The sequence below is a fragment of the Streptosporangium sp. NPDC000239 genome, from assembly GCF_040300765.1.
Taxonomy (GTDB): Bacteria; Actinomycetota; Actinomycetes; order Streptosporangiales; family Streptosporangiaceae; genus Streptosporangium.
Genome location: NZ_JBEPEI010000003.1, coordinates 618660 through 641564, shown reverse-complemented (window position 1 = coordinate 641564; position 22905 = coordinate 618660). Strand labels below are relative to the sequence as shown.

The following is a 22905-nucleotide window of genomic DNA, read 5'->3' as shown; positions in this document are numbered from 1 at the left end:
GACTTGCATGTGTTAAGCACGCCGCCAGCGTTCGTCCTGAGCCAGGATCAAACTCTCCAAACAATGCTTTTCGAGTCAACCCCGGCTGAAAGCACCCAACCCCGCTACAGGGTTGGTGCATCAACCAAAGGAATCCATCCCCGCACGGATCATGTCGCCATGTCGTGCGTTAGGACGGGTTTGTGCTTCATGCACTGGCTTTTAGCACACTGTTGAGTTCTCAAGAAACGGACGCGTTCACCGTCTGCCGCCACACCATCCGGTGCGACCACTTCAGGGGCACAAACTTCCGTGTTCCCATCCTATCATTTCCGGCCGGTCCGTGTCAACCCGCTGCCTTCGCAGCCACTCGACACCAACCTGTCAGACCCGCTAGGATCTCGCTCACCCCGTCTCCGGAGCAACCCTTCCAACTTACTCTGACATCCGGCTTCTGTCCAATCCCTCAGACAGGCTAGATCTTCAGTGATCTTTTGGAAGGGTGTGTGGGATCTCGTCCCACTTGAAGAACTCTAGCAGTCCATTCGGGCTCTCAGGACCAACTTGCCGGTAACAACTAAGTCTTCCCTGGGTCACCATGTCTCAAACGTGTGCCCGAAGCCGACACGCGAGAGCCCGGGACCACCAACCGATCCCGAGCTCTGTAATGCGATCGAGTGTTCAGCCGACGGGCAGCGCGTCGAGCTGGGCCGTCAGTCTCGCGATGTCCTGATCCGCCTGGGCGGCACGGGCACGCACCTTGGCCACCACGTCGTCAGGCGCCTTCGACATGAACTGCTCATTGCCAAGCTTGGCGGCCACCTGGGCGGCTTCCTTGCGTGCCACCGCGAGATCCTTCTCCAGACGCTTGCGCTCAGCCGCCACATCAATCGTCCCCGCGGTGTCGATCTCCACCTGGATTCCGCCGACGTCGAGGCGCGCGGTCGCGGCGAAGGAGTCGGACGGCTGGTCGAGGCGGAGCAGCGACCTGATCGCCCCCTCGTGCGGGGCCAGGGCCGTACCGGTGAGGGAGAGTCGTGCCGCGACTCGCTGGCCTGGCTTGAGACCCTGGTCGGAACGGAACCTGCGGATCTCGGTGACCAGCCCCTGGAGGGCGACGATCTCCTTCTCCGCGTCACCGTCGCGCAGCGACTCCTGAACCACGGGCCACGGGGCGACCACGATGGAGGGGGCCGCGGTCACCGCTCGCCACAGTTCCTCGGTGACGAACGGCACCAGCGGATGGAGCAGACGGAGCAGCGCGTCGAAGACGTGCCCGAGCACCAGCCGGGTGTGTTCCTGTCCCGCGGCCAGCTGGATCTTCGCCAGCTCCAGGTACCAGTCGCAGACCTCATCCCAGGCGAAGTGGTACAGCACATCGGAGACCCTGGCGAACTCGAACTCCTCGAAGGCCGCGTCGACCGTACCGACGACCTCCTGCAGCCGAGAGAGGATCCAGCGATCGGCCGCGGTCAGCTCCTCGACAGGAAGCTCACCGACCGTCGCGCCGTTCATGAGCGCGAAGCGGGTGGCGTTCCAGATCTTGTTGCAGAAGTTGCGGGAGCCGCCTGCCCATTCCTCGCTGATCGCCACGTCGGATCCGGGGTTGGCACCGCGCAGGAGCGTGAAACGGGTGGCGTCCGCGCCGAAGCGCTCGACCCAGTCGAGCGGGTCCACCACGTTGCCGAACGACTTGGACATCTTCTTGCCGTACTGGTCGCGGACCATCCCGTGCAACGCGACGGTGTGGAACGGAGGACGACCCTCCATCGCGTAGATACCGAACATCATCATCCTGGCCACCCAGAAGAACAGGATGTCGTAACCGGTGACCAGGACGGAGGTCGGGTAGAACTTGGCCAGTTCGGGGGTCTTCTCCGGCCAGCCCAGGGTCGAGAACGGCCACAGTCCCGAAGAGAACCAGGTGTCGAGGACGTCGGAGTCCTGGACGTAGCCGGCGGGCGGCTCCTCGTCGGGGCCGACGCAGACGACCTCACCCTCGGGGCCGTACCAGACCGGAATCCGATGTCCCCACCACAGCTGCCGTGAGATACACCAGTCGTGCATGTCATCGACCCAGTCGAAGTAGCGCTTGGCCAGCTCCGGCGGGTGAATCCGGGTGCGTCCCTCACGGACCGCGTCGCCGGCGGCCTTCGCCAGGGGCGAGACGTTGACGAACCACTGCAGCGACAGTCTCGGCTCGACCACTGTCTTGCAGCGTGAGCAGTGACCGACCGAGTGGAGGTAGGGCCGCTTCTCCGCGACGATCCGGCCCTGCTCACGCAGGGCGGCCACGACCGCGGGCCTGGCCTCGAAGCGGTCGAGCCCCTCGAACGGACCGTGTGCGGTGATCACTCCGCGCTCGTCCATGACGATGAGAGAGGGCAGCGAGTGACGGCGGCCGATCTCGAAGTCGTTGGGGTCGTGCGCCGGAGTGACCTTGACCGCTCCGGTGCCGAAGGCGGGGTCGACGTGCTCGTCGGCCACGACCGGAATGCTGCGGCCGGTCAGCGGGAGCTCGACCTGCCTGCCGACCAGGTGCGCGTAGCGCTCGTCCTCGGGGTGCACGGCGACCGCGGTGTCGCCCAGCATGGTCTCGGCGCGGGTCGTGGCGACGATGATCTCGTCCTCGCCGGAGCCGTACCGGATCGAGACGAGTTCGCCCTCGTCCTCGCTGTGCTCGACCTCGATGTCGGACAACGCCGTCAGGCAGCGCGGGCACCAGTTGATGATGCGCTCGGCGCGGTAGATGAGCCCGTCGTCGAAGAGCTTCTTGAAGATGGTCTGGACCGCGCGGGAGAGACCGGGGTCCATGGTGAAGCGCTCGCGGGACCAGTCGACGCCGTCGCCGAGCTTCCGCATCTGCCCGAGAATCCGGCCACCGGACTCTTCCTTCCACTGCCAGACGCGCTCGACGAAGGCCTCCCGGCCAAGGTCGTGGCGAGAGAGGCCCTCCTTGGCGATCTCACGCTCGACGACGTTCTGGGTGGCGATGCCCGCGTGGTCCATACCCGGCAGCCAGAGCGTCTCCTGCCCGCGCATGCGGGCGCGGCGGGTCAGCGCGTCCTGGATCGAGTGGTCGAGGGCGTGGCCGATGTGCAGGACACCGGTTACGTTCGGCGGGGGCAGGACGATGCTGTACGGCTCGCGCTCGCTGCTGGGGTCGGCGGTGAAGTACCCCTCGGACACCCAGCGCTCGTAGCTCCGGGTCTCCACGTCGGCGGGGGTGTACTGGGTAGGCAGCTCTGGCGTCGTCACGGTGTCCAATTCTAGAGACGTCCGGACGGTCGATGTCCCCGACTCGCGGCCGTCGTCAGGTGTCCGCACACCTTCCGCCCTGTCCAGACATGTCTCTCTTCGGATGGCGGCCGGACTCCAGCCACCGGAAAGACCCGGAAAGACCGTGGACACGGCGACGCCCCCGCGTAGAGGAACGCGGGGGCGTCGCCGCTTCGGATCGTCCGGCGCTGAGGTCAGGCGGACTTCTCGCGCGGCGTGCGCTGCTGCTTGTTCAGCTGGTCACGGGGCACGAGGGTCGGGTTGACGTGCTCGAGCACCGACTCTCGGGTGATGACGACGCGGGCCACGTCCTGTCGGGAGGGCACCTCGTACATCACCGAAAGCAGGACCTCCTCCAGGATGGCGCGCAGGCCTCTGGCACCGGTGCCCCGCAGGATCGCCTGGTCGGCGATGGCCTCCAGGGCGTCGTCGCTGAACTCCAGCTCGACGTTGTCCAGCTCGAACAGGCGGCGGTACTGCTTGACCAGGGCGTTGCGCGGCTCGGTGAGGATCTGGATGAGCGCGTCGCGGTCAAGGTTGTGCACGCTGGTGATGACCGGGAGGCGGCCGACGAACTCGGGGATCATGCCGAACTTCAGCAGGTCCTCGGGCATGACGTCTCCGAAGATGTCGGAGGTGTCGATGTCGTCCTTGGAACGGATGATGGCGTTGAAGCCGATGCCCTTCCTGCCGACCCGGGACTCGATGATCTTCTCAAGACCCGCGAAGGCGCCACCACAGATGAACAGCACGTTGGTGGTGTCGATCTGGATGAACTCCTGGTGGGGGTGCTTGCGCCCGCCCTGGGGCGGCACGCTCGCGGTGGTGCCCTCCAGGATCTTCAGCAGGGCCTGCTGCACGCCCTCGCCGGAGACGTCCCTGGTGATCGAGGGGTTCTCGCTCTTGCGAGCGATCTTGTCCACCTCGTCGATGTAGATGATGCCGGTCTCGGCCTTCTTGACGTCGTAGTCAGCGGCCTGGATCAGCTTGAGCAATATGTTCTCGACGTCCTCGCCCACATAGCCCGCCTCTGTCAGGGCGGTGGCGTCGGCGATGGCGAACGGCACGTTCAGCATCTTCGCCAACGTCTGGGCGAGCAGTGTCTTGCCGGAACCGGTCGGGCCCAACAGCAGAATGTTGGACTTGGACAGCTCGATGCCGTCGTCACGCCCGCGCTCGCCGGACTGCACCCGCTTGTAGTGGTTGTAGACCGCCACCGAGAGCGCCTTCTTCGCCTGGTCCTGACCGATGACGTAGGCGTCGAGGAACTCGTAGATCTCCCTCGGCTTGGGCAGACTGTCCCACTTGAGCTCGGAGGACTCGCTGAGCTCCTCTTCGATGATCTCGTTGCAGAGATCGATGCACTCATCGCAGATGTATACGCCGGGTCCGGCGATGAGCTTCTTGACTTGCTTCTGGCTCTTCCCGCAGAAAGAGCACTTCAGCAGGTCTCCCCCGTCGCCGATGCGTGCCACCCCAGATACTCCTTTGCGTGGGACCGCCCTGGCTTCGCGGTCCGTTTCTTCCGACCGGACCGATACCCGGTGCGAAAAGTCATCCCGCTCAGGTTTCGACGTTACCGTCTTCTGAGCCCTCAGTGAGCCCCCTAGCGGCGAGTCGCACCGGAAGGTGCCCAATTGGGCACCGTTCCGGTGCGATAGACCTCATTAGGAGGCTATGGCCTTGGCGAGCTTCTTGCGCGACGGGATGATGTCGTCGATCAGCCCGTACGCCTTGGCTTCCTCGGCATCGAGGATCTTGTCCCGCTCGATGTCCTTGCGGACCTCTTCGGCGCTCCTGCCCGAGTGCCTGGACAGGATCGACTCCATCTGCGTGCGCATCCGCAGGATCTCACGCGCCTGGATCTCGATGTCGCTTCCCTGGCCGCCACCCTCGGTTGAGGGCTGGTGGATCAGCATGCGGGCGTTGGGCAGGGCGAACCGCTTGCCGGGCGTGCCGCCGGCCAGCAGAATCGCCGCCGCCGAGGCGGCCTGACCGAGACAGACCGTCTGGATCTCCGGCCGGACGAACTGCATCGTGTCGTAGATCGCCATCATGGCGGTGAACGAGCCGCCCGGCGAGTTGATGTAGATGCTGATGTCGCGGTCGGGGTCGATCGACTCCAGCGTCAGCAACTGCGCCATGACGTCGTTGGCCGAGGTGTCGTCAACCTGCACGCCGAGGAAGATGATGCGGTCCTCGAAGAGCTTGTTGTACGGGCTCATCTCCTTGACGCCGTACGACGTGCGCTCGACGAAGGTAGGGATAACGTAACGGCCGTTGATGTCTCCCGGCCGGATCAACTCACTCACCTTTTGCCCCTTCAGGAGACGGCGCCCGTTGAGGGCACCTGCCGGGCGCTGCGCACGACATTGTCGATGAAGCCGTAGTCCTTGGCCTCCTCGGCCGTGAACCAGCGGTCACGGTCGGAGTCGGCCTCGATCTGGTCGAGCGGCTGACCGGTGTGGAAGGCGATGCGCTCGGCAAGGGTCTTCTTGACGTAGAGCATCTGCTCCGCCTGGATGGCGATGTCGGCGGCGGTGCCACCGATGCCCCCGGACGGCTGGTGCATCATGATGCGTGCGTGCGGGAGCGCGTAACGCTTGCCCTTCTCACCGGCGCAGAGCAGGAACTGCCCCATGGAGGCGGCCAGTCCCATCGCGACCGTGCACACATCATTGGGCACGTATTCCATCATGTCGTAAATCGCCATACCGGCGGTCACCGATCCGCCCGGCGAGTTGATGTAGAGCCAGATGTCCCTGTCGGGATCGTCCGCGGCGAGCAGCAGCAGCTCGGCGCAGATTCGGTTGGCGATCTCGTCGTTGACCTGGGTGCCCAGCACGATGATGCGCTCACGCAGCAGCCGCTGATAGAGCTGGTCTTCGAGCCTGAACGAGCCGTTCTGCTGGCTCATCGACTCGGGCCCGGAGCCGGTCGGCTGGTAGAAGGTCGGCGGGCTGGTCACAGCGTCACCTTCCGATGCGTCGTAATCGATTGGCTTTGCTTGTGACCTTAACGCGCGGCGCCTACCGGACATGCCCCCTCCACGTGCTGTTCGCTGACGGCGCATGCTCCCCGCACCGTCCCACACCCCTTCGCCTGGTCCGAGCCCCTACGGCCCCGCCGCCGAATCCGCCGTGTAGGACGGCGTCCACGGCGCAGGAAGGCCCCTGGAGGACATTCGGGGCGGCCCCCCGGACAAGGACGGCGCGACACGCCGGGACACCTGTGCGGGCGCTCAGCCGTACCTGACTGCCCGGATGGGGGTTTCCCGCGAGTGGGAAAGCGTGACGCCTCCCCGGTGCCCGGCACCGGGGAGGCGTCACGTAGGTCGTGGAACCGCCTTGTGGCCTACTCGGCGGCCTTGTCGGCGTCGCCCTCTGCGGCCTCGGCGCCCTCAGCGGGCTCCTCGACCACTTCCTGGCCGTTGATCTCGCTGTAGATGGCCTTGAGGTCGACCGTCTCGCCGGCCTCGTCGACCACCTTGGCCGCGTCACCGACGACGCTCTTGGCCTTGTCGCGGACGATCTCGACCATGGCCAGCGTGAGCTGGTCGTTGTCGGCCAGGTGCTTGGCGAGGGCGTTGGGGGCGACGTTCATCTGCATGGCGCGGCGCACCACGAAGTCGGTCAGCTCCTGCTCGCTGACGCCGAGCTCCTCGTTCTTGACGATCTTGTCGAGCACGAAGCCGGTCTTGATCGCCTTGGCGGAGCTCGTGTCGAACTCGGCGAAACGCTCTTCCTCGGTGGTCTGGTAGAGGCGGAAGTAAGCCTCCTTGCTCAGGCCACTCTCGGCGATCTGGTGCTCAAGGTTGTGCTTGCGGCTGTCGACCTCGGCCTTGAGCGCGCTCTCCGGGATCGGAATGTCGAGCTTGTCGAGGAGCGCGTCGAGGGCGTTCTCGCGCGCCTGGACGACCTGCTCGATCAGCTTGGTGCGGCGCACCTGCTCGCGGACGCTCTCCTTGAGCTCGTCGAGGGTGTCGAACTCGCTGGCCAGCTGGGCGAACTCGTCGTCGAGCTCGGGGAGGACCTTCTCCTTGACGCTCTTGATGGTGATGGTCACCACGGCCTCCTCGCCGGCGTTCTGCCCGCCGACCAGGTTGGTGGTGAACTCCTTGACGTCACCGGCGGACATGCCGACCAGCGCGTCGTCGAGGCCCTGCAGCACGGAGCCCGCGCCGACCTCGTAGGAGACGTCGCCCGCCTGCTGCTCCTCGATGTTCACACCGTCGATCGCGGCGGCCAGGTCCATCACGACGTAGTCGCCGTTGGCCGCGGCGCGCTCGACGCCGGTCAGCGTGGCGAAGCGCTGGCGCAGGCCGTCCAGCTGGGCCTCGACGTCCTCGTCCGTCACCTGGGCGACCGGGACGGTGACCTCGATGCCCTCGTAGTCGGGAACGTCGAAGTTCGGGCGGACGTCCACCTCGGCGGTGAACTCGACCTGCTCGCCGTCATCGATCTTGGTGACCTCGATGCTCGGCTGACTGACCGGGAAGATGTCGCTCTCGTCGACGGCCTGGCCGTACAGCTTCGGCACCGCGTCGTTGAGGGTCTCCTCCAGAACCACCGCGCGGCCGAAGCGCTGCTCGATGATCCGGGCCGGGACCTTGCCGGGGCGGAAGCCGGGGACGCGCACCTGCTGCGCGACCTTCTTGTACGCCGCCTGCATGCTCTCGCCGAGCTCCTCGAACGGCACCTCGACAGTGAGCTTGACCCGGGTCGGGCTGAGCTCCTCGACAGCGGTCTTCACGGGGTGGTCTCCTTGATCAAGCTTCGAGTGATCGCGGGCGCGTCAAGTCGTACGGCTACCGCGGCAAGCTCGCGCGCCGCGCCCACATGAGCGGCACCGGACACAGCCGTTCAGACATGCGATATTAGGGCATGATCAACTGTGGCGGGTGTCCAACGCCGCTGGCCAGTCTAGGGCAGAGCCGCGCCTGGGAGCGACCGGCGCTCGTTCAGTTCTCCTTGATGATTCTCCGCAGGATGTCGGTCGTCTCCCCCGGAGTGGTGCTGACCGCGCACAGCCGTTCCATGACCTCGCTGTAGCGGTCGACCTCCTCACGCTTGTCCAGGTAGAGGGCGCTGGCGAGCTGTTCGACGTAGACCACGTCGGGAAGCTCGCTGTCCTGGAAACGCAGCACGCTGAAGGCGCCGCCCTCGGCGCTGTGACCGCCGAAGCTGAACGGCATGACCTGAATCGTGATATTGGGCTGGCGCATGAGGTCGAGCAGGTGTTCCAGCTGTGCGCGGGACACCTCGGCGCCACCGATGGGGCGACGCAGCGCGGCCTCGTCGATGACGGCCCAGAAGAACGGGCCGTCCGGGCGTTCGAGCACCCGCTGGCGCTGCATCCGCAGGTCGACGCGGCGCGCGATCTCCTCGGGGGAGATGCCCGCGCTGCCCGCGGTGATGACCGCCCGGGCGTACTCCTTGGTCTGGAGCAGGCCCGGCACGAACTGCACCTCGTAGGTGCGGATGCGGGAGGCCGCCTCCTCAAGGCCGACGTAGGTCTGGAACCACGAGGGGAGCAGGTCGTTGAAGCGGTGCCACCAGCCGGGCTCGTTGGCCTTGAGCAGCAGCTCCATGACGGCCGCCCTGGCTTCCTCCTCCTCGACACCGTAGAAGGTGAGCAGGTCGGCGACGTCGCGTTCCCGCAGGCCGACCCTGCCGAGCTCCATCCTGCTGATCTTGGACTCCGACCCCCTGATGAGGTGCCCGGCCTCCTCACGCGACAGGCCCTTGGCCTCGCGCAGCCGGCGCAACTGGGAGCCCAGGAGAATCCGCAGAGCCGTGGGACCCGAGCCCGGTTGAACCTGCGTCACTTCGCCTCCCTATTCAGTTGGGCCAGCGCACACAGTGTCACCACTTCCAGGCGCAATGACAAGGTCCCAACTCCGTGTCCGGTCCGACAACCTCTTCTACTGTTCGCCCATGCGCCTGCACGATGCAACTGCACGTGCATTTGGGTCTTGCAGCGGGCGTTCCGGTGACCCATGATGGCCTAGTGCATATTGGGCTTATGGTGCACAAGCTCTGAAAACTCACAACCAGCGCGGAGACTCACGATGAGAGCGGGAGATACCGGCAGGATGGTGGAGGAGCCGAAATCGGCTGCCGGCTACCTGCAGGCGACTCGCGAGGTGAGCTTCGACGACCTGCTCGCGGCCAGGCACTCCGACGCCACGGCGTGCCCGCTTCCCCACCAGGCGGACTCGGTGAAGACCGCCCGCGAGGTGACGAGGTCGAAGCTGCGGGAGTGGGGCCTGTCGGAGCTGAGCGACGACGCGGCCCTGGTGGTCTCCGAGCTCGTGACGAACGCGGTGCGCTACGCGCTGCGTCCACCGAGCACGATGGAGGCCAACCCGATCACCCTCGTGCTGCTGCACCTGTCTCCCCACGTGCTGCTGGCCGTCGCCGATCCCAGTGACGAGGTCCCCACCCCCAAGGAGCCGGACTTCATCTCGGAGAACGGCCGTGGCCTCTACATCGTGGAGACCTACAGCAAGTGCTGGGGCTGGGACCACCTCAACCGCGGCGGCAAGGCCGTCTGGGCGCTCTTCAGCGGGACGCACTGACCCACCCGACAGAGTCGGATGAGCCAGGCGAACCAGATGAAAAGGCCGACCCAGATCGAATCCGATCGGATCGGCCCCCACCAGCGTCGGGGTGACAGGATTTGAACCTGCGGCCCCCTGCTCCCAAAGCAGGTGCGCTACCAAACTGCGCCACACCCCGTACGTCGGTGCGCGCTCGCTCCGGATCTCCGGTACGATTACGCCCTGACGACCGGATGAAGTCTAGACCAGACTGACACCGGCTCGCGCGGACGTAGCTCAATGGTAGAGCCCCAGTCTTCCAAACTGGCTACGCGGGTTCGATTCCCGTCGTCCGCTCAGATGGCGAAGGGCCAGGTCACCTCCATGGTGTCCTGGCCCTTCCGCTATCGGGAACCGTCCGATCCTCTGTGGCCGTTCTCACGCTTCCGATCTTTCGTCCGGCCGTGTCGCGAAGGATGACCATCCGTCCGGCGGGGAACGGTCCGCACTACGGGGGACGGCCTCGTACGGCACGGACGTCGCGCGAGGCCCGGGACCGGCCGCACCGGATTGGGGACTCGACGGCCATCGGGTTTACGCTGCGGAGAAATATCGGGAAATCTGCGCCAAATGCGGATACGGGATATAGATCGTTCTTTACGATTCTCCATGAGCGGCAGTCAAGTCACCGGAGGGAACGTGGCGGGGTTCGAGGGCGTCATGATCGGCCGCGCGGGCGGTCACCCCGGCGGACCGGGTCCGGTGACCCCTCGCTGCGGCGCCCGCGGGGCCGCCGGAGTCCCGGCGCACAGCGGGAGGCGGGGCACGGAGCTGCGGTGGAACGGGTGAACCGCCGTTTCGTCGCCAAGGATCCGGCGTCGTCGACCCCCAGGATGAGCAGCCCGGCGACCATGCACGAGCAGCTCTCCCTGCTCAACGCGGCCAGCAAGCGGATCGGCAGCACGCTGGACATGTTCGAGACCGGCAGGGAGCTGATGAACGTCGCCGTGCCGCGCTTCGCGGACGCGGCGGGCATCCTGGTCCAGGACAGACTGCTGACCGAGGGAGAGTTCGCCCAGCGCAGCATCGACGGCTCGGCGCTCGTACGGCGGATCGCCGTCGGGGTCTCCAGCACGACCCCGGACGAGTACGCCGAGGCCTTCCCGGTGGACGAGGTCACCAGCTACGCGGCGTGGACGCCGTACGCCAGGTGCATGGCCACCGGAAACCCGATCCTCTACCCCCGCCTCGGGCGCAGGACCTCGGAGGAGATCGGGCGCTCCTCCAAGCGTGACTCGGTCGCCCGGGTCCTGGAGGAGAGCTCCTTCCTGGCGGTGCCGCTGAAGGCGCGGGGCCGGGTGCTCGGCTTCGTCATCTTCACCCGCAGGCCGGACAGCGAGCCCTTCGACGAACAGGACGTCAACCTCGCCGAGGAACTGGCCGCCAGGACCGCGGTCTGCCTCGACAACGCCCGGCTCTACAACCGCGAACGCCGTACCGCGCTGACCCTGCAGAGCAGTCTGCTGCCCGCCGACCTCTACCAGCCGCTCGGTCTGACGATCGCCTCCCGCTACCTGCCCGCCAGCGACCTGGTCGGGGTCGGCGGCGACTGGTACGACGTGATCCCGCTGCCCGGCTGCCGGGTCGCCCTCGTCGTCGGCGACGTGATGGGGCACGGCATCAGGGCCGCCGCGACGATGGGCCAGCTGCGCACCGCCGCCCGTACGCTCGCCAGTCTCGACCTGTGCCCCTCCGAAGTGCTCTTCCGGCTCAACCGGATGAGCCAGGACCTGGACACCACCCAGATCGCGACCTGCCTCTACGCCACCTACGACCCGGTCACCCGGGCCTGCGCGATCTCCTGCGCCGGCCACGTCCCACCCGTCCTCGTACGGCCGGGCGGCGAGACCGAGCTGCTCGAACTGCCCGCCGGTCTGCCCCTGGGCATCGGCAACGAGCCCTTCGAACGGCGTGAGCTGGTGCTGCCGCACGACTCGATCCTCGCCTTCTACACCGACGGCCTGGTCGAGAGCCGTGACCGGGACATCGACGAGGGCATCGGCATGCTGCGCGACCTGCTCACCGGCGGGCGTCACGATCTTGAGGAGCTCTGCGACCTCACGATCGGCGCGCAGCGTCCCGGGCACGAGCGCGACGACATCGCGCTCCTGCTCGCCAGGGTGCGCGAGCTGGACGAGGACGACGTCGTCGACCTCCTGTTGCCCCCCGACCCCCGCTCCGCGGGGCAGGCCCGTGCCTTCGTGCGCGCCACCCTCGCCGAGTGGCGGCTTGAGGCGATCGTCGACAACGTCGAGCTCATGGTCAGCGAGCTGGTCGCCAACGCCGTCGAGCACGGTTCGGGAAGCGTCGGACTGCGCATGCTGCGCGGCCCGACGCTGGTGTGCGAGGTGAGCGACCGCTCCACCGTGCTGCCGTCGATGCGGGACGCGGGCAGTGACGACGACACCGGCCGCGGCCTCCACCTCGTCAACTGGCTCGCCCACCGCTGGGGCTCCCGGACGACCGCCAAGGGGAAGGTCGTCTGGGTCGAGCAGCGCCTGCCGTAGGTCAGGACAGGGCTTTTCTCCTGAGGGAGGGCATGCGCCCGGCCAGCCTGAGCGCGCCCCTGAAGGCCACCCTGGCCAGGCGGCTGTCGTCGACGAACTGCCTGGCGGCCCTGAGCGACCTGCGCACGGCGGCGAAGCCGTACTCGCGCATCTCGGTCTCGTAGCCGGCGATGGCCGTGACGGGGTCCGTTCCGCCGCGCAGGGCGCGGGTGAGCAGGCAGGCGTCACGCAGGGCGGCGTTCGCCCCGATCCCCCGCATCGGGGTCATGCTGTGCACCGCGTCGCCGAGCAGGGTGATGTTCGTCGCGGGCCAGGGATCGACGGGGACCGCGGTGCGGATCGGCAGCAGGGAGACGCTCTCGGGTGCCGAGGCGGTGACCAGCCTTCGCAGGTCGGGGTGCCAGGTGGCGACCAGCCCGGCGACGGTGTCCCTGAGTTCCTGACCGTTCATGCCGGACAGTCCGGTGGGGAGGCGTCCCGCCGAGGCGCCGAAGACCCACATGACGTAGTCGCCCGCTCCGTCGCCTCCGGCGTCCCGCTGTCCGAACTCCTGCGGCGCGGTGAACATGCCGCACCCCCTCGGCGGGATGATCATGTTGGGGCCCCGCCACAGCCGGGGGGCGACCTGGGCGCGTGTCTCGCCGGTGAGCGGGAACCTGCCCGCGACCGTGAGGATGCCGGTGTCGATCCGCCGGGCGTGCGGGAGGTACTGCTTTCTGACCCGGGAGTTGCCCCCGTCCGCGGCGACCACGACGTCCGCGTTCTCGGTGGTCCCGTCGGCGAAGTGCAGGGTCACGGTCCCGTCCGGTTCACGGGTGTAGCGCTCGTAGGTCCTGTCGAACCGTACGACGTCGGACAGGCCGGTCAGCAGCAGCTCCCTGAGCGTGACCCGGCTGATGGAGTGGTGGTTGTCCAGCGGGTCCGGCCCGCGCGGGGTCTCCATCACCATCAGGGGGTTCATCCTCTCGGTGAGGAAGCCGAAGTCCCGCCCGCTCCCGGAGGCCGACGCCAGGAACGTCTCCCATAACTCCGGAGGCAGACACTCGTTGAGCGCGCGGGCCCCCGTCGGGTCGATGTGGATGCGGTAACCCTGGAGCCGGTCGCCGGGAGTGCGGTCACGCTCGTAGACCGTCACCTCCACGCCCGCCCGGCGCAGCCCCTGCGCCAGGCACAGCCCCCCGAGGCCGCCACCGATGATCGCCACTCGCGAGTTCGTCATACCTCACTATCGGCCATCGTGAGGCTCGTCGAGCGAGTCCGTCACACCCCGGTGTCATGCCCGACAAGCGCGATGACTACTGGCCTCCCAGGAGTTACGGTCGAAATGAGGAGCTGGGAGGGCATGATGATCACCGACGTACGCGAGGCCTACCGCCGCGCGCTGGACGACTTCGGCGCTCTCGTTCACAGGATCACCCCGGAGCAGTGGCACAACCGGACACCCTGTGTCGACTGGGACGTGCGGGATCTGGTCGAGCATGTGGTGGGCGAGAACCTGTGGGCTCCGGAACTGCTCGGCGGGCGGACCGCCGCCGAGGTCGGGGACGACTTCGACGGCGACCTGCTCGGCGACGACCCGTTGAAGGCGTTCGACACCTCCGCCACCGCCGCCGTGCAGGCCGCCTACGGGGAGGGGGCGCTGACCCGTCTGGCCAGACTCTCCTTCGGGGACGTGCCCGGCGGGGAGTACGTCACCGAGTTGTTCGCCGACGTCCTGATCCACACCTGGGACCTGGCCAGGGCGATCGGCGCCGACGAACGGCTCGATCCCGAGCTGGTCGAGGCCTGCGCGGCGTGGGTCGCGGGCGCCGAGGCCGGTTACCGGCAGGCGGGGGTCATCGGGGCGCAGCAGCCGATCGCCTCCGGCACCGACGCCCAGACCCGGCTGCTCGCCTCCTGGGGACGACGCGGCTAACGCGACGTCGGGCGTCTTCCGTGGTTGGCCTTGTTCCGTTTGCGGGCCCGGTTCTTACGCGCTCGTTTGCCCACGCGGCCTCCTTCCGTGAACCCCGCCTGGTGCGGGATCCGCCTCTTACGTTCCTCCCGGGGCACCCGCCGTACAAGAGGGCGGATCTAGGCTGCCTCGCATGAGCGAGAAGCTGATGGAGCGCTGGCGCCTCCTGGCCGGAACCGAGGCCGACCGGCTCGGCGCGGACCTGCTGTCCCGGTACGGCGAGCCACACCGTAAATACCACACGACCGCACATCTGACGGCCGTACTCGACCACGTCGACGCGCTCGCCGGCAGTGCCGCCGACCCGGACCTGGTACGGCTCGCGGCCTGGTTCCACGACGCCGTCTACGACCCCCGGCGCAGCGACAACGAGGAGCGCAGCGCCAGGCTCGCCGAGCGGGCGCTGCCCGAGCTCGGGATGTCACCGGAGGCTGTCGGGACGGTCGCGCGGCTGGTCAGGCTCACGATCACACACGCCCCCGAGCCAGGGGACGCCGACGGGGCCGTGCTGTGCGACGCCGACCTGGCGATCCTCGCCTCCTCTCCCCAGGAGTACGCCGTCTACGCGGCGGCGGTGCGGGAGGAGTACTTCTTCGTCCCCGACGAGCTCTTCAGGCAGGGCAGGGCCGCGGTGCTGCGCTCGCTGCTCGACCTTCCCGTGATCTTCCACGTCGCGGACCTTGAGACGCGGGCGCGGGCCAACATCCATGCCGAGCTTGAGCGACTGTGAGCACTTAACCCCCATAATCCAACATTCACTCCTGTGAGTCTGTGGTAATTTGCTGGAGTCTGGTGGATTAAGGAGGGGATCGATGCTCGCCCAGCAGCGGCAGCAGGTGATTCTCGAACGGGTGCGCGGCAGTGGCGGGGTCAGGGTCGCCGACCTGGTCCGCGAGTTCGGTGTCTCCGACATGACGATCCGCAGGGATCTTGAGGCGCTGGCGGAGCGCGGTCTCGTGGAGAAGGTCCACGGTGGGGCGACGGCCACGGGACCCGGCTCGACCGAGGAGCCCGGGTTCACCGCCAAGTCCGCGCGTCAGCAGTCGGAGAAGGAGGCGATCGCCAGGCACGCCGCCGGGCTCGTCAGGCCGGGCACGGCGATAGCGCTCTCCGCGGGTACCACCACCTGGACGCTCGCCCACTTCGTGACCGACGTGCCAGAGCTGACGGTGATCACCAACTCGATCCGGATCGCCGAGGTCTTCCACCGCGCGCCGCGCGCCGACCGCACCGTGGTGCTGACCGGCGGGGTGCGCACCCCCTCGGACGCGCTGGTCGGCCCGGTGGCCGTCGCGGCCATCAGAGGGCTGCACGTGGACACCCTGTTCCTCGGCGTGCACGGGATGAGCGCCCGCGCCGGGTTCACCACCCCCAACCTGCTCGAAGCGGAGACGGACCGGGCGCTCGTGGCCTCGGCGCACCGCCTGGTCGTGCCCGCCGACCACACCAAGTGGGGGACGGTCGGGATCAGCACGATCGCCGAGCTGTCCGAGGCCCACGTCCTGATCACGGACTCCGGGCTCGAGCGGGAGGCCCGCGAGGAACTCGCCGCCAGGGTCGGTGAGCTGGTCGTCGCCGGTGACGGGACCCGCGACCGATGAGGCGCACCGCGACCCACCTGGCCGACGGCCGCGAGCTGTTCTACTTCGACCTGCGGGACGACGCGGAGCGCGGCGCGGTCGACACGCGCGACCTGCCGCCCAGGCCCGCCGCCTCCGAGCTGCGCTACGACCCGCTCACCGAGGAGTGGGTCGCGGTCGCCGGGCACCGGCAGGGCCGTACGTTCCTGCCGCCCGCCGACGAGTGCCCGCTGTGCCCGTCGGCGCCCGGCCGTCCGACCGAGATCCCCTCCCCCACCTACGACGTGGCCGTCTTCGAGAACCGCTTCCCGTCCTTCTCCACCAACCTGGGCGCCTACCCGCAGGTCGGCGGCCTGAGTGAGGTACGGCCCGGCGTCGGCAGGTGCGAGGTCGTCTGCTTCACCTCCGAGCACGACTCCTCCTTCTCCATGCTTTCTCCCGAGCGGGTCGAGCTGGTGATGGAGGCGTGGATCGACCGCACCGTCGCGCTCTCCGCGATGCCCGGGGTCGAGCAGGTGTTCTGCTTCGAGAACCGCGGCCCGGAGATCGGCATCACCCTGCCCCATCCGCACGGCCAGATCTACGCCTATCCCTACGTGACCCCGCGTACCCGGACCCTGCTCGGCGCGGCGCGGCGGCACAGGGAGCGCACCGGTGGCGACCTCTTCGCCGACGTGCTCGCGGCCGAACGGGAGGCCGCCGAGCGTGTGGTCGCGGCCAACGAGCACTGGACGGCGTTCGTGCCCGCCGCGGCCCGCTGGCCGGTCGAGGTCCATCTCTACCCGCACCGCGGGGTTCCCGGCCTTGACGGACTCGACCCCGCCGAGCGTGCGGCGTTCGGACCGCTCTACACCGAGGTGCTGCGCCGCCTGGACGGGCTGTTCGGGGTGCCCATGCCGTACGTCTCGGCCTGGCACCAGGCACCGGTGCGGGTGGACAGGGACCTGGCGTACACGCATCTTGAGCTGTTCAGCATCCGCCGGGCGCCGGACAAGCTCAAGTATCTCGCCGGGTCCGAGTCGGCCATGGGGGCCTTCGTGAACGACATTCCGCCTGAGGAGACAGCTCGGCGCCTGCGCGCCGTTATCACGGAATGATCACCGATCGGTCTCGACTCGGGGTCGCGCGGTCACCTTTTTACCATTACTATCCTCACGCATCGGACAAACAGCACGATATGCCTAATCTCAGGTGCCTCACCTGAGAGCCGGGGACCCATGCATCTGGGGTGAACCACTTCGGTGGAAGGGCTTCCTCCAGCCCGAACCCGTCAGCTAACCCGGTCGGCGTGAGGAGAGGAGAGCTGTGACGGCTCTGTCCCCCGCTTTCCATCGACGTACGGCCGCCGCCTGCCTGGCCTCGGCCCTCACCTTCGCCTTCGCCCTCGGCGGCACGGGAACGGCGGGCGCCGCGCCGAAGCCCGACGAGTCCCGGCTCCGCGCCGAACTGACCCAGCTCAACAAGAAAGTCGACCGGCTCATCGAGGCGTACGCCGCCAAACGGGAGTCGTTGAAGAAGGCGCAGGAGGCGGAGAAGGTCGCGCAGGCCGACCTGCGCCAGGCGGAAGCGGCCTACGCCGAGGCGGGCAGGGAGGTCGCCTCCATCGTCCAGATCCGTTACCAGAACGGCCCCCTCGACCTTCCCTCGATCCTGTCGGCCCCCGAGGTGGGCGGCGCGGCCGTCATGGAACAGCTGACCGCCCAGCAGATCGCCCAGCTGCAGGGCTTCGCCCGGAGCCGGGACCTCATGAAACAGGCCGCGGACAGGACGGCCCAGCTCTCCAGGCAGATCGAGCAGGAGGCCAAGACGGTGCAGGTTCAGCGTGAGGACGCGGAGAAGGTCATCCGCGTGATCGAGGACAAGCTCGAACAGCTCGTTCCCACAGGCTCGGGGCGCCGCTCCGACGGCAGCTGGGCACCCCAGCTGCCCACCGGGTCCGACAACATCACCGACCGCACGCGGATCATGCGCGAGGCCGTCGGACAGGCCTTCCAGCTGCCCCACGAGGTCGGCTGCTACCGATCGGCGAACGACGGGGGCGAGCACCCCCTCGGCCGGGCCTGCGACTTCATGATGAGCACCGGCGGGTCCATGCCCACCGCGGCCAACGTCAAGCTCGGCGACGAGCTCGCCGTCTGGGCCCTGAAGAACAGGGACAGGCTCGGCGTCAAGTACGTCATCTGGCGTCAGCGCATCAACACCGGTTCCGGCTGGCGTGCCATGTCCAACCGGGGCGGTGTGACCGCCAACCACTACGACCACGTGCACATCTCGATGTACTAGAGAAGATCGGACCCCACGGCGGTGCGCTCGATCGAGCCGGCCACCCTGGACCTGGTCGAGTGGATCCGAGCCACCGGCTGGACCGCGCCCACAAACGTGGCTGGTTCCTGAGCCTCCGGCCGCCATCGTGCCCACGGTCTCGGCGCTCTGGGCGCGGCAACGCATCCGCCAACGGTTGAAGTGGTCACGAAGCTCCCGGGGCGTGCCCGAGGCCGACACCGGCACACTGGTCGTCGAGAGGCCGCCGGTCGACGGCGAGGTAAAGATCCACGTCCAGAAGGCCCCGGGGCGGCCTCAGGTTCTGCCCGCGCTCGTCTTCCCAGCACAGCCGGGCGCCCAGGTCGAGCGCCGCCCTCTATCGCCGGCCACTCCTCGACGACCCACGAGGTGATCACCCCCCTCGCCGCGCTCAACAGCCCGCTGCGCAGGGATCTGCGGACTCCAGCCCAGGCGGTGCAGAAGACACGACACCCCACGCAAGGTGTGGCGGACGTGAAACAACACCGCGATCAGGTCGGCGATTCAGGCCGGCGTCCAGCGCTGGTCCTCCACATATCCGTGCGCGGCCGGACCACGCTCCAACCCGGCCCGCAGCCGCTGCAGGCGCCGCTCGTCCAGCCGGCACCTCTCCCCGCCCGGCCCCTTGGAGGCCAACGCCTCCATGCCACCGCCCTGCCAGGTGTGATTTCACCGACCAGCATTCACACAGTCAGAAAAAGACTCTCCGCCACTACCGATCGCCCTGCTCATCCGGGCTTCGATGAAGGCGCCGGCCTCGTGCTTCCCGTACGCCGGCCGGGTCGCGAGACTGCGGTGGGCGCAAAACCGTTTGCCCTCGCGTGGCGGGCTCAGGGAACGTGGTGTTCATGGCGCCGTGTCCATGACGCTCTGACGGACAGCGCCCCGCCACTCCGAGACGCCACGGCGTCAACGCGCCCCGCGGCGCTGTCAGCCTGCCCCTTTAAGGGAAGAGAGCCTTTTGTCGCAACAACGCCCCCCTCTGCCGTCCACGGCCGCAGGCCCGGCCACCGTCGCCGTGTTCGCCTCCCCCGAGAGCTGGATCGAGTCCGACGCCCTCACGCAGTGCCACCAGGTGGCCGCCCTCGACGGCATGACGCACGTCGCCGCCATGCCGGACCTGCATCCCGGCAAGGGCGCCCCCATCGGCGCCGCCATGGCGTCGACCGTGCTGTACCCGTTCCTGGTGGGCTCCGACATCGGCTGCGGCATCGCCGTGTTCCCCATGAAGCTCAAGCGCGCCGTGCCCGAGAAGCTCGCCGCCCGCTTCCCCGACCTCGATCGCGCACTGGACCCCGAGCACGACGCCGACGATCCGGCCTGGGCCGTCGTGGAGGGCGACATCCCCGCCGGTCACGTCGAGGGCCTCGGGACGGTCGGCCGGGGCAACCATTTCGTCGAGCTGGCCCGGATCGGGACCGTCTTCGACCCCGGCCACGCGAGCCGTCTCGGGCTCGCCGCAGGCGACCTCGTCCTCGTCGTCCACAGCGGTTCCCGGGGGCTGGGCGAACGGATCCTGCGGGAGCACACCGCGATCCACGGCGCGGGCCCCGCCCCCGATCCCGGCGCCTACCTGGCGATGCACGACGACGCCGTACGCTGGGGATCGCTCAACCGGCGGTTGCTGGCGGCCCGGGTCGCCCACGCTCTGGGGGCCGAGCCCGCCGAGCCGTTCCTCGACCAGTGCCACAACCTGGTCGAGGTCCGCGACGGGGTCTACCTGCACCGCAAGGGGGCGGCACCGGGTGACGGCCGTGACGTGCTCATCGCCGGTACCCGAGGCACCCCCTCCTATCTCGTGGCCGCCCACGCCGGGCCGGACGCCAACCATTCCGTCGCGCACGGCGCGGGCCGCAAGATGTCGCGTGCGGACGCCCTGCGCCGGGGCCGGGCCAAGCACACGGTCGAGGAGCTGCGCCGCACGCCGGTGGGCTCGCTGGTGGTGTGCGGAGACCGTCAGCTCCTCTTCGAGGAGGCGCCGACGGCTTACAAGCGCATCGAGCAGGTGATCGCCGACCTCGTCGGCCACGGCCTGGCCACGCCCGTGGCCACCACGGTCCCCCTGGTCACCTACAAGACACCCGACCTCGGGTCCGCGCCCCAGCGGGACCAGCGCCGCAGGCGAGGCCGGCGGTGAGGCCGAGGTGAGCGTCCACCTGCTCCTGTCGGCCGGACGTGGCCCGCAGGAATGCGCCTGGGCCCTGGCCCGGCTGCTGCGCCGCCTGGAAGTCGACGCCGCCCGGCAGAACCTGGAGACCCGCCGGGTCCAGGTCGTTCCCGGCGACCGGCCCGACACCTACCGATCGGTCCTGATCCAGATGTCGGGAGCCGGTGCCGAGACGTTCGCCGCCTCATGGACCGGAACCCTGTGCTGGCAGGCCGCCAGCCCGTACCGCACCGGCACGGGCCGGAAGAACTGGTACGTCATCGCCCAGCCGTGCCAGGTCGACGCCCCGCGCACGACGTTCACCGAGGCGGACGTCGACGTCGTCGCCTGCCGTACCGGCGGCCCCGGCGGTCAGCATCGGAACAAGGCAAGCACGGCGGTACGGGCGACCCACCGGCCCTCGGGGATCGTCGTCGTGGTCGACACCGAACGGCAGTTCAGCCTCAACCGCCGCATCGCCATGCGGCTGTTGCGGCAGCGCATCGAGGACGGAGACGAGACGGCGGAGCGTGCCGTCACCACCGCCCGCTGGCACGTCCACGACGAGCTCGTACGCGGCGACCCCGTCCGTGTCGAACGTCCGGAGACGCCGGAGCGGAAACCGGCCCGCCGACGGCCGTGACGGCCTGCCCGAGGTCAGCCCACGGCCGTCTCCGCGATGGCCTCCGCGATGAGCCGGTCGAGATGCGTCAGGTCCGGCGGGTGGGCCACGCTCTCCTCCGCGAAACGGGTGAGCAGCCTGGCGAAGACCTCCCGGTCTCCCTCGTCCCAGTCGGCGATCAGGCTGTCCACGTAGGCTCGCCTGGAGGCGACGACCACCTCAAGCACCCGTCGGCCTCGCGGGCTCAGCCGCAGCCTGGCCCGTCTGGCGTCCACCTCGGACTCCTCACGCTCGACGAACCCGGCACCGACCGCGTCGTTGACCAGCCTGCTCGCGGTGGAGGGGTCGACGTCGAGCTGTTCGGCGACGGCCCCCACCGTCACCTCGGGAACGCTCAGGTTCAGTTTGTGCACGGCGTGCACGACCATCACGTTCGACATCTGCACCGCCCGGTGCTGATCGGCGGCCCGGCGCGGACGCAGCGGCCGCGCCCAGATCCTGCGCAGCCTGAACAGCGCCACGTCGATCGCCGCTCCCGGCGTTACGTCCCTCACGACGCAACCTTACCGGTGCGCACGACCGGTTCCCGGAAGGATTCAGCCGGCCAGACGGACCGGGTTGACCAGGTCGGCGTACATCAGCAGACCGGCCATGATGACCATCACGAAGGCGATCGCGTAGGTCAGCGGAAGCGCCTTGGCGATGTCCACGTGCCCGGGCGTGGGACGGCGGGTCACCCGCGCGAAGGCCCGCTTGAGGCCCTCCCACAGACCGCCCGCGATGTGCCCGCCGTCGAGCGGGAGCAGCGGGATGAGGTTGAACAGGCCGATCGCCAGGTTGAAGCCCGCCAGCAGGTTGATGAAGGTGGCGACCTTGTTCTCCAGCGGGGCGGAGGAGGCGGCGATCTCACCGCCGATACGGCCCGCCCCGATGATGCCGATCGGGCCGTTCTTGTCGCGCTCCTCACCGGAGAAGGCGGCGTTCCACACACCGACCATCTTCTCGGGGAAGCGCATCAGCGAGCCCGCGGTCGCCGCGGTGAGGTTCCACATCTGGGTGGTCACCGAGCCGATGCCCTGCCGTTCGATGACCGTCGTGGGGCTGACACCGAGGTAGCCGACCCCCTTCTCGATCTTTCCCGGCACGTCCAGCGACTCGCGGTCCTGGGCGATGAGGGTGGCGTTCAGCGTGACCGCCTGCCCGCCCCGCGTGATGCCGATCGCGACCGGTCCTGCGCCGTGCCCCCGGATGGCCCGGGTCGCCTCCTCCCAGGTCGGGGTCGACTTGCCCGCCACGGAGACGATGACGTCGCCGGGCCGCAACCCGGCCGCCGCGGCGGGACTCGCCGGGTCGGCGGAGGTGCACTTGGGGTTCTTGGTGTACTCGGCGGTGGTCTTGACGCACTCGGGGACCGCGTCGACCCGGTTCGTCAGGACGCCGACGCCGAAGCCCATCAGCACGACCGCGAACAGCACGAAGGCCAGCACGAAGTTCATCGCGGGACCACCCGCCATGACGATGACCTTCTGCCACCACGGCTTGCGGTAGAAGACCCGGTTCTCGTCGCCCGGCTTGACCTCTTCGAGAGCCACGTCACGGGCGTTCTCGATCAGGGCGCGCCACGGGCCGGTCGAGACCGCGCGCAGCTTGTTCGGGTCGTCGGCGGGCCTCGGCGGAAGCATGCCGATCATCCGGATGTAGCCACCGAGAGGGATCCACTTGACGCCGTACTCGGTCTCGCCCCTGCGCCGTGACCACATCGTCGGGCCGAAGCCGACCATGTACTGGGTGACCTTGACCCCGAACAGCTTGGCCGGGACCAGGTGGCCCACCTCGTGCAGCGCGATCGACGCCATCAGTCCGAAGAAGAAGACAGCGATCCCGAAGAGCCAGCTCACAGGTTCCTACCCCCCGGTCGCGGAGCCGCGGACAACGC

The 22905-nt window shown here is 68.4% G+C and carries 22 protein-coding genes, 2 tRNA genes, 1 rRNA gene and 1 riboswitch; of the genes, 11 read left to right on the top strand and 14 right to left on the bottom strand.

What is annotated here, in order from left to right; genetic code table 11:
* From ABT340_RS12090 to ABT340_RS12060, 7 genes are all read right to left on the bottom strand, one after another.
* Positions 1-63: ribosomal RNA gene (locus ABT340_RS12090) — 16S ribosomal RNA — on the bottom strand; the annotation flags it as partial.
* Positions 64-660: 597 nt separating this feature from the next.
* Positions 661-3246 carry a valine--tRNA ligase gene (locus ABT340_RS12085; RefSeq protein ID WP_386186648.1) on the bottom strand — a complete coding sequence of 862 codons (2586 nt, stop codon included), beginning with the start codon at positions 3244-3246 and terminating at the stop codon, positions 661-663.
* 206 nt (positions 3247-3452) lie between these two features.
* Entirely contained in the window at positions 3453-4733 is a 1281-nt protein-coding gene (gene clpX, locus ABT340_RS12080; protein WP_184724068.1) for an ATP-dependent Clp protease ATP-binding subunit ClpX, read from the bottom strand.
* A gap of 192 nt (positions 4734-4925) precedes the next feature.
* Complete coding sequence (locus ABT340_RS12075; RefSeq protein WP_352010723.1) at positions 4926-5570, bottom strand: ATP-dependent Clp protease proteolytic subunit; 645 nt, start codon at positions 5568-5570, stop codon at positions 4926-4928.
* A gap of 11 nt (positions 5571-5581) precedes the next feature.
* Positions 5582-6226, bottom strand: a complete 645-nt coding sequence (locus ABT340_RS12070) for a ClpP family protease (RefSeq protein ID WP_386186651.1) — start codon at positions 6224-6226, stop codon at positions 5582-5584.
* 386 nt (positions 6227-6612) lie between these two features.
* On the bottom strand, positions 6613-8010 hold the full coding sequence (tig, locus tag ABT340_RS12065; RefSeq protein ID WP_352010722.1) for a trigger factor: 1398 nt from the start codon (positions 8008-8010) through the stop codon (positions 6613-6615).
* A gap of 208 nt (positions 8011-8218) precedes the next feature.
* Positions 8219-9085 (bottom strand): Sco1979 family transcriptional regulator, encoded by an 867-nt coding sequence (locus ABT340_RS12060; protein ID WP_352010721.1) that lies wholly within the window; start codon positions 9083-9085, stop codon positions 8219-8221.
* Between the two features lie 243 nt (positions 9086-9328).
* Between ABT340_RS12060 and ABT340_RS12055 the strand changes: the two genes are divergently transcribed.
* Positions 9329-9838 (top strand): ATP-binding protein, encoded by a 510-nt coding sequence (locus ABT340_RS12055; protein ID WP_352010720.1) that lies wholly within the window; start codon positions 9329-9331, stop codon positions 9836-9838.
* Between the two features lie 86 nt (positions 9839-9924).
* Here the strand turns inward: ABT340_RS12055 and ABT340_RS12050 are convergent.
* Positions 9925-9998: transfer RNA gene (locus ABT340_RS12050), tRNA-Pro, on the bottom strand.
* An 87-nt stretch (positions 9999-10085) separates the two neighbouring features.
* On the opposite strand from ABT340_RS12050, the gene ABT340_RS12045 reads away from it, so the two are divergent.
* From ABT340_RS12045 to ABT340_RS12035, 3 genes are all read left to right on the top strand, one after another.
* Positions 10086-10156 (top strand) — tRNA-Gly (locus ABT340_RS12045).
* Positions 10157-10468: 312 nt separating this feature from the next.
* Positions 10469-10648, top strand: coding sequence for a hypothetical protein (locus ABT340_RS12040; RefSeq protein ID WP_352010719.1), 180 nt, complete (start codon positions 10469-10471; stop codon positions 10646-10648).
* Complete coding sequence (locus ABT340_RS12035; protein ID WP_352010718.1) at positions 10636-12366, top strand: ATP-binding SpoIIE family protein phosphatase; 1731 nt, start codon at positions 10636-10638, stop codon at positions 12364-12366. The genes ABT340_RS12040 and ABT340_RS12035 overlap by 13 nt, the downstream gene beginning before the upstream one ends.
* A 1-nt stretch (position 12367) precedes the next feature.
* On the opposite strand, the gene ABT340_RS12030 is transcribed toward ABT340_RS12035, so the two are convergent.
* Complete coding sequence (locus ABT340_RS12030) at positions 12368-13585, bottom strand: FAD-dependent oxidoreductase (RefSeq protein ID WP_352010717.1); 1218 nt, start codon at positions 13583-13585, stop codon at positions 12368-12370.
* 105 nt (positions 13586-13690) lie between these two features.
* Between ABT340_RS12030 and ABT340_RS12025 the strand changes: the two genes are divergently transcribed.
* Positions 13691-14281, top strand: coding sequence for a TIGR03086 family metal-binding protein (locus ABT340_RS12025; protein WP_352010716.1), 591 nt, complete (start codon positions 13691-13693; stop codon positions 14279-14281).
* Here ABT340_RS12025 and ABT340_RS42445 read toward each other — a convergent pair.
* Positions 14278-14355 carry a 50S ribosomal protein bL37 gene (locus ABT340_RS42445; protein WP_386187638.1) on the bottom strand — a complete coding sequence of 26 codons (78 nt, stop codon included), beginning with the start codon at positions 14353-14355 and terminating at the stop codon, positions 14278-14280. The genes ABT340_RS12025 and ABT340_RS42445 overlap by 4 nt on opposite strands.
* 98 nt (positions 14356-14453) lie before the next feature.
* Here ABT340_RS42445 and ABT340_RS12020 point away from each other — a divergent pair, with 98 nt between their 5' ends.
* From ABT340_RS12020 to ABT340_RS12005, 4 genes are all read left to right on the top strand, one after another.
* Positions 14454-15050 carry an HD domain-containing protein gene (locus ABT340_RS12020; protein ID WP_352010715.1) on the top strand — a complete coding sequence of 199 codons (597 nt, stop codon included), beginning with the start codon at positions 14454-14456 and terminating at the stop codon, positions 15048-15050.
* A gap of 82 nt (positions 15051-15132) precedes the next feature.
* Positions 15133-15921, top strand: coding sequence for a DeoR/GlpR family DNA-binding transcription regulator (locus ABT340_RS12015; RefSeq protein WP_352010714.1), 789 nt, complete (start codon positions 15133-15135; stop codon positions 15919-15921).
* Positions 15918-16997, top strand: a complete 1080-nt coding sequence (gene galT, locus ABT340_RS12010; protein ID WP_352010713.1) for a galactose-1-phosphate uridylyltransferase — start codon at positions 15918-15920, stop codon at positions 16995-16997. Before ABT340_RS12015 ends, galT begins: the two co-directional genes overlap by 4 nt.
* A 71-nt stretch (positions 16998-17068) precedes the next feature.
* A riboswitch (cyclic di-AMP (ydaO/yuaA leader) is annotated at positions 17069-17203 on the top strand.
* Positions 17204-17205: 2 nt separating this feature from the next.
* Entirely contained in the window at positions 17206-18183 is a 978-nt protein-coding gene (locus ABT340_RS12005) for a coiled-coil domain-containing protein (RefSeq protein ID WP_352010712.1), read from the top strand.
* A gap of 294 nt (positions 18184-18477) precedes the next feature.
* Here the strand turns inward: ABT340_RS12005 and ABT340_RS12000 are convergent, their stop codons facing one another.
* Positions 18478-18693 (bottom strand): winged helix-turn-helix domain-containing protein, encoded by a 216-nt coding sequence (locus tag ABT340_RS12000; protein ID WP_352010741.1) that lies wholly within the window; start codon positions 18691-18693, stop codon positions 18478-18480.
* Positions 18694-18705: 12 nt separating this feature from the next.
* Positions 18706-18846: a hypothetical protein gene (locus ABT340_RS11995; RefSeq protein WP_352010711.1), complete on the bottom strand. Its 141-nt coding sequence runs from the start codon at positions 18844-18846 to the stop codon at positions 18706-18708.
* 316 nt (positions 18847-19162) lie between these two features.
* Between ABT340_RS11995 and ABT340_RS11990 the strand changes: the two genes are divergently transcribed.
* Positions 19163-20338: an RNA ligase RtcB family protein gene (locus tag ABT340_RS11990; protein WP_352010710.1), complete on the top strand. Its 1176-nt coding sequence runs from the start codon at positions 19163-19165 to the stop codon at positions 20336-20338.
* Positions 20339-20345: 7 nt separating this feature from the next.
* Positions 20346-20990, top strand: coding sequence for a peptide chain release factor H (gene prfH / locus ABT340_RS11985; RefSeq protein WP_352010709.1), 645 nt, complete (start codon positions 20346-20348; stop codon positions 20988-20990).
* Positions 20991-21004: 14 nt separating this feature from the next.
* Here prfH and ABT340_RS11980 read toward each other — a convergent pair whose 3' ends face one another.
* Both ABT340_RS11980 and ABT340_RS11975 read right to left on the bottom strand, forming a co-directional pair.
* The gene (locus ABT340_RS11980; RefSeq protein WP_352010708.1) at positions 21005-21523 is read right to left on the bottom strand and encodes a MarR family winged helix-turn-helix transcriptional regulator; all 519 of its coding nucleotides are present in this window, start codon (positions 21521-21523) and stop codon (positions 21005-21007) included.
* 42 nt (positions 21524-21565) lie between these two features.
* Positions 21566-22867: a M50 family metallopeptidase gene (locus ABT340_RS11975; RefSeq protein ID WP_352010707.1), complete on the bottom strand. Its 1302-nt coding sequence runs from the start codon at positions 22865-22867 to the stop codon at positions 21566-21568.
* Positions 22868-22905: the final 38 nt, after the last annotated feature.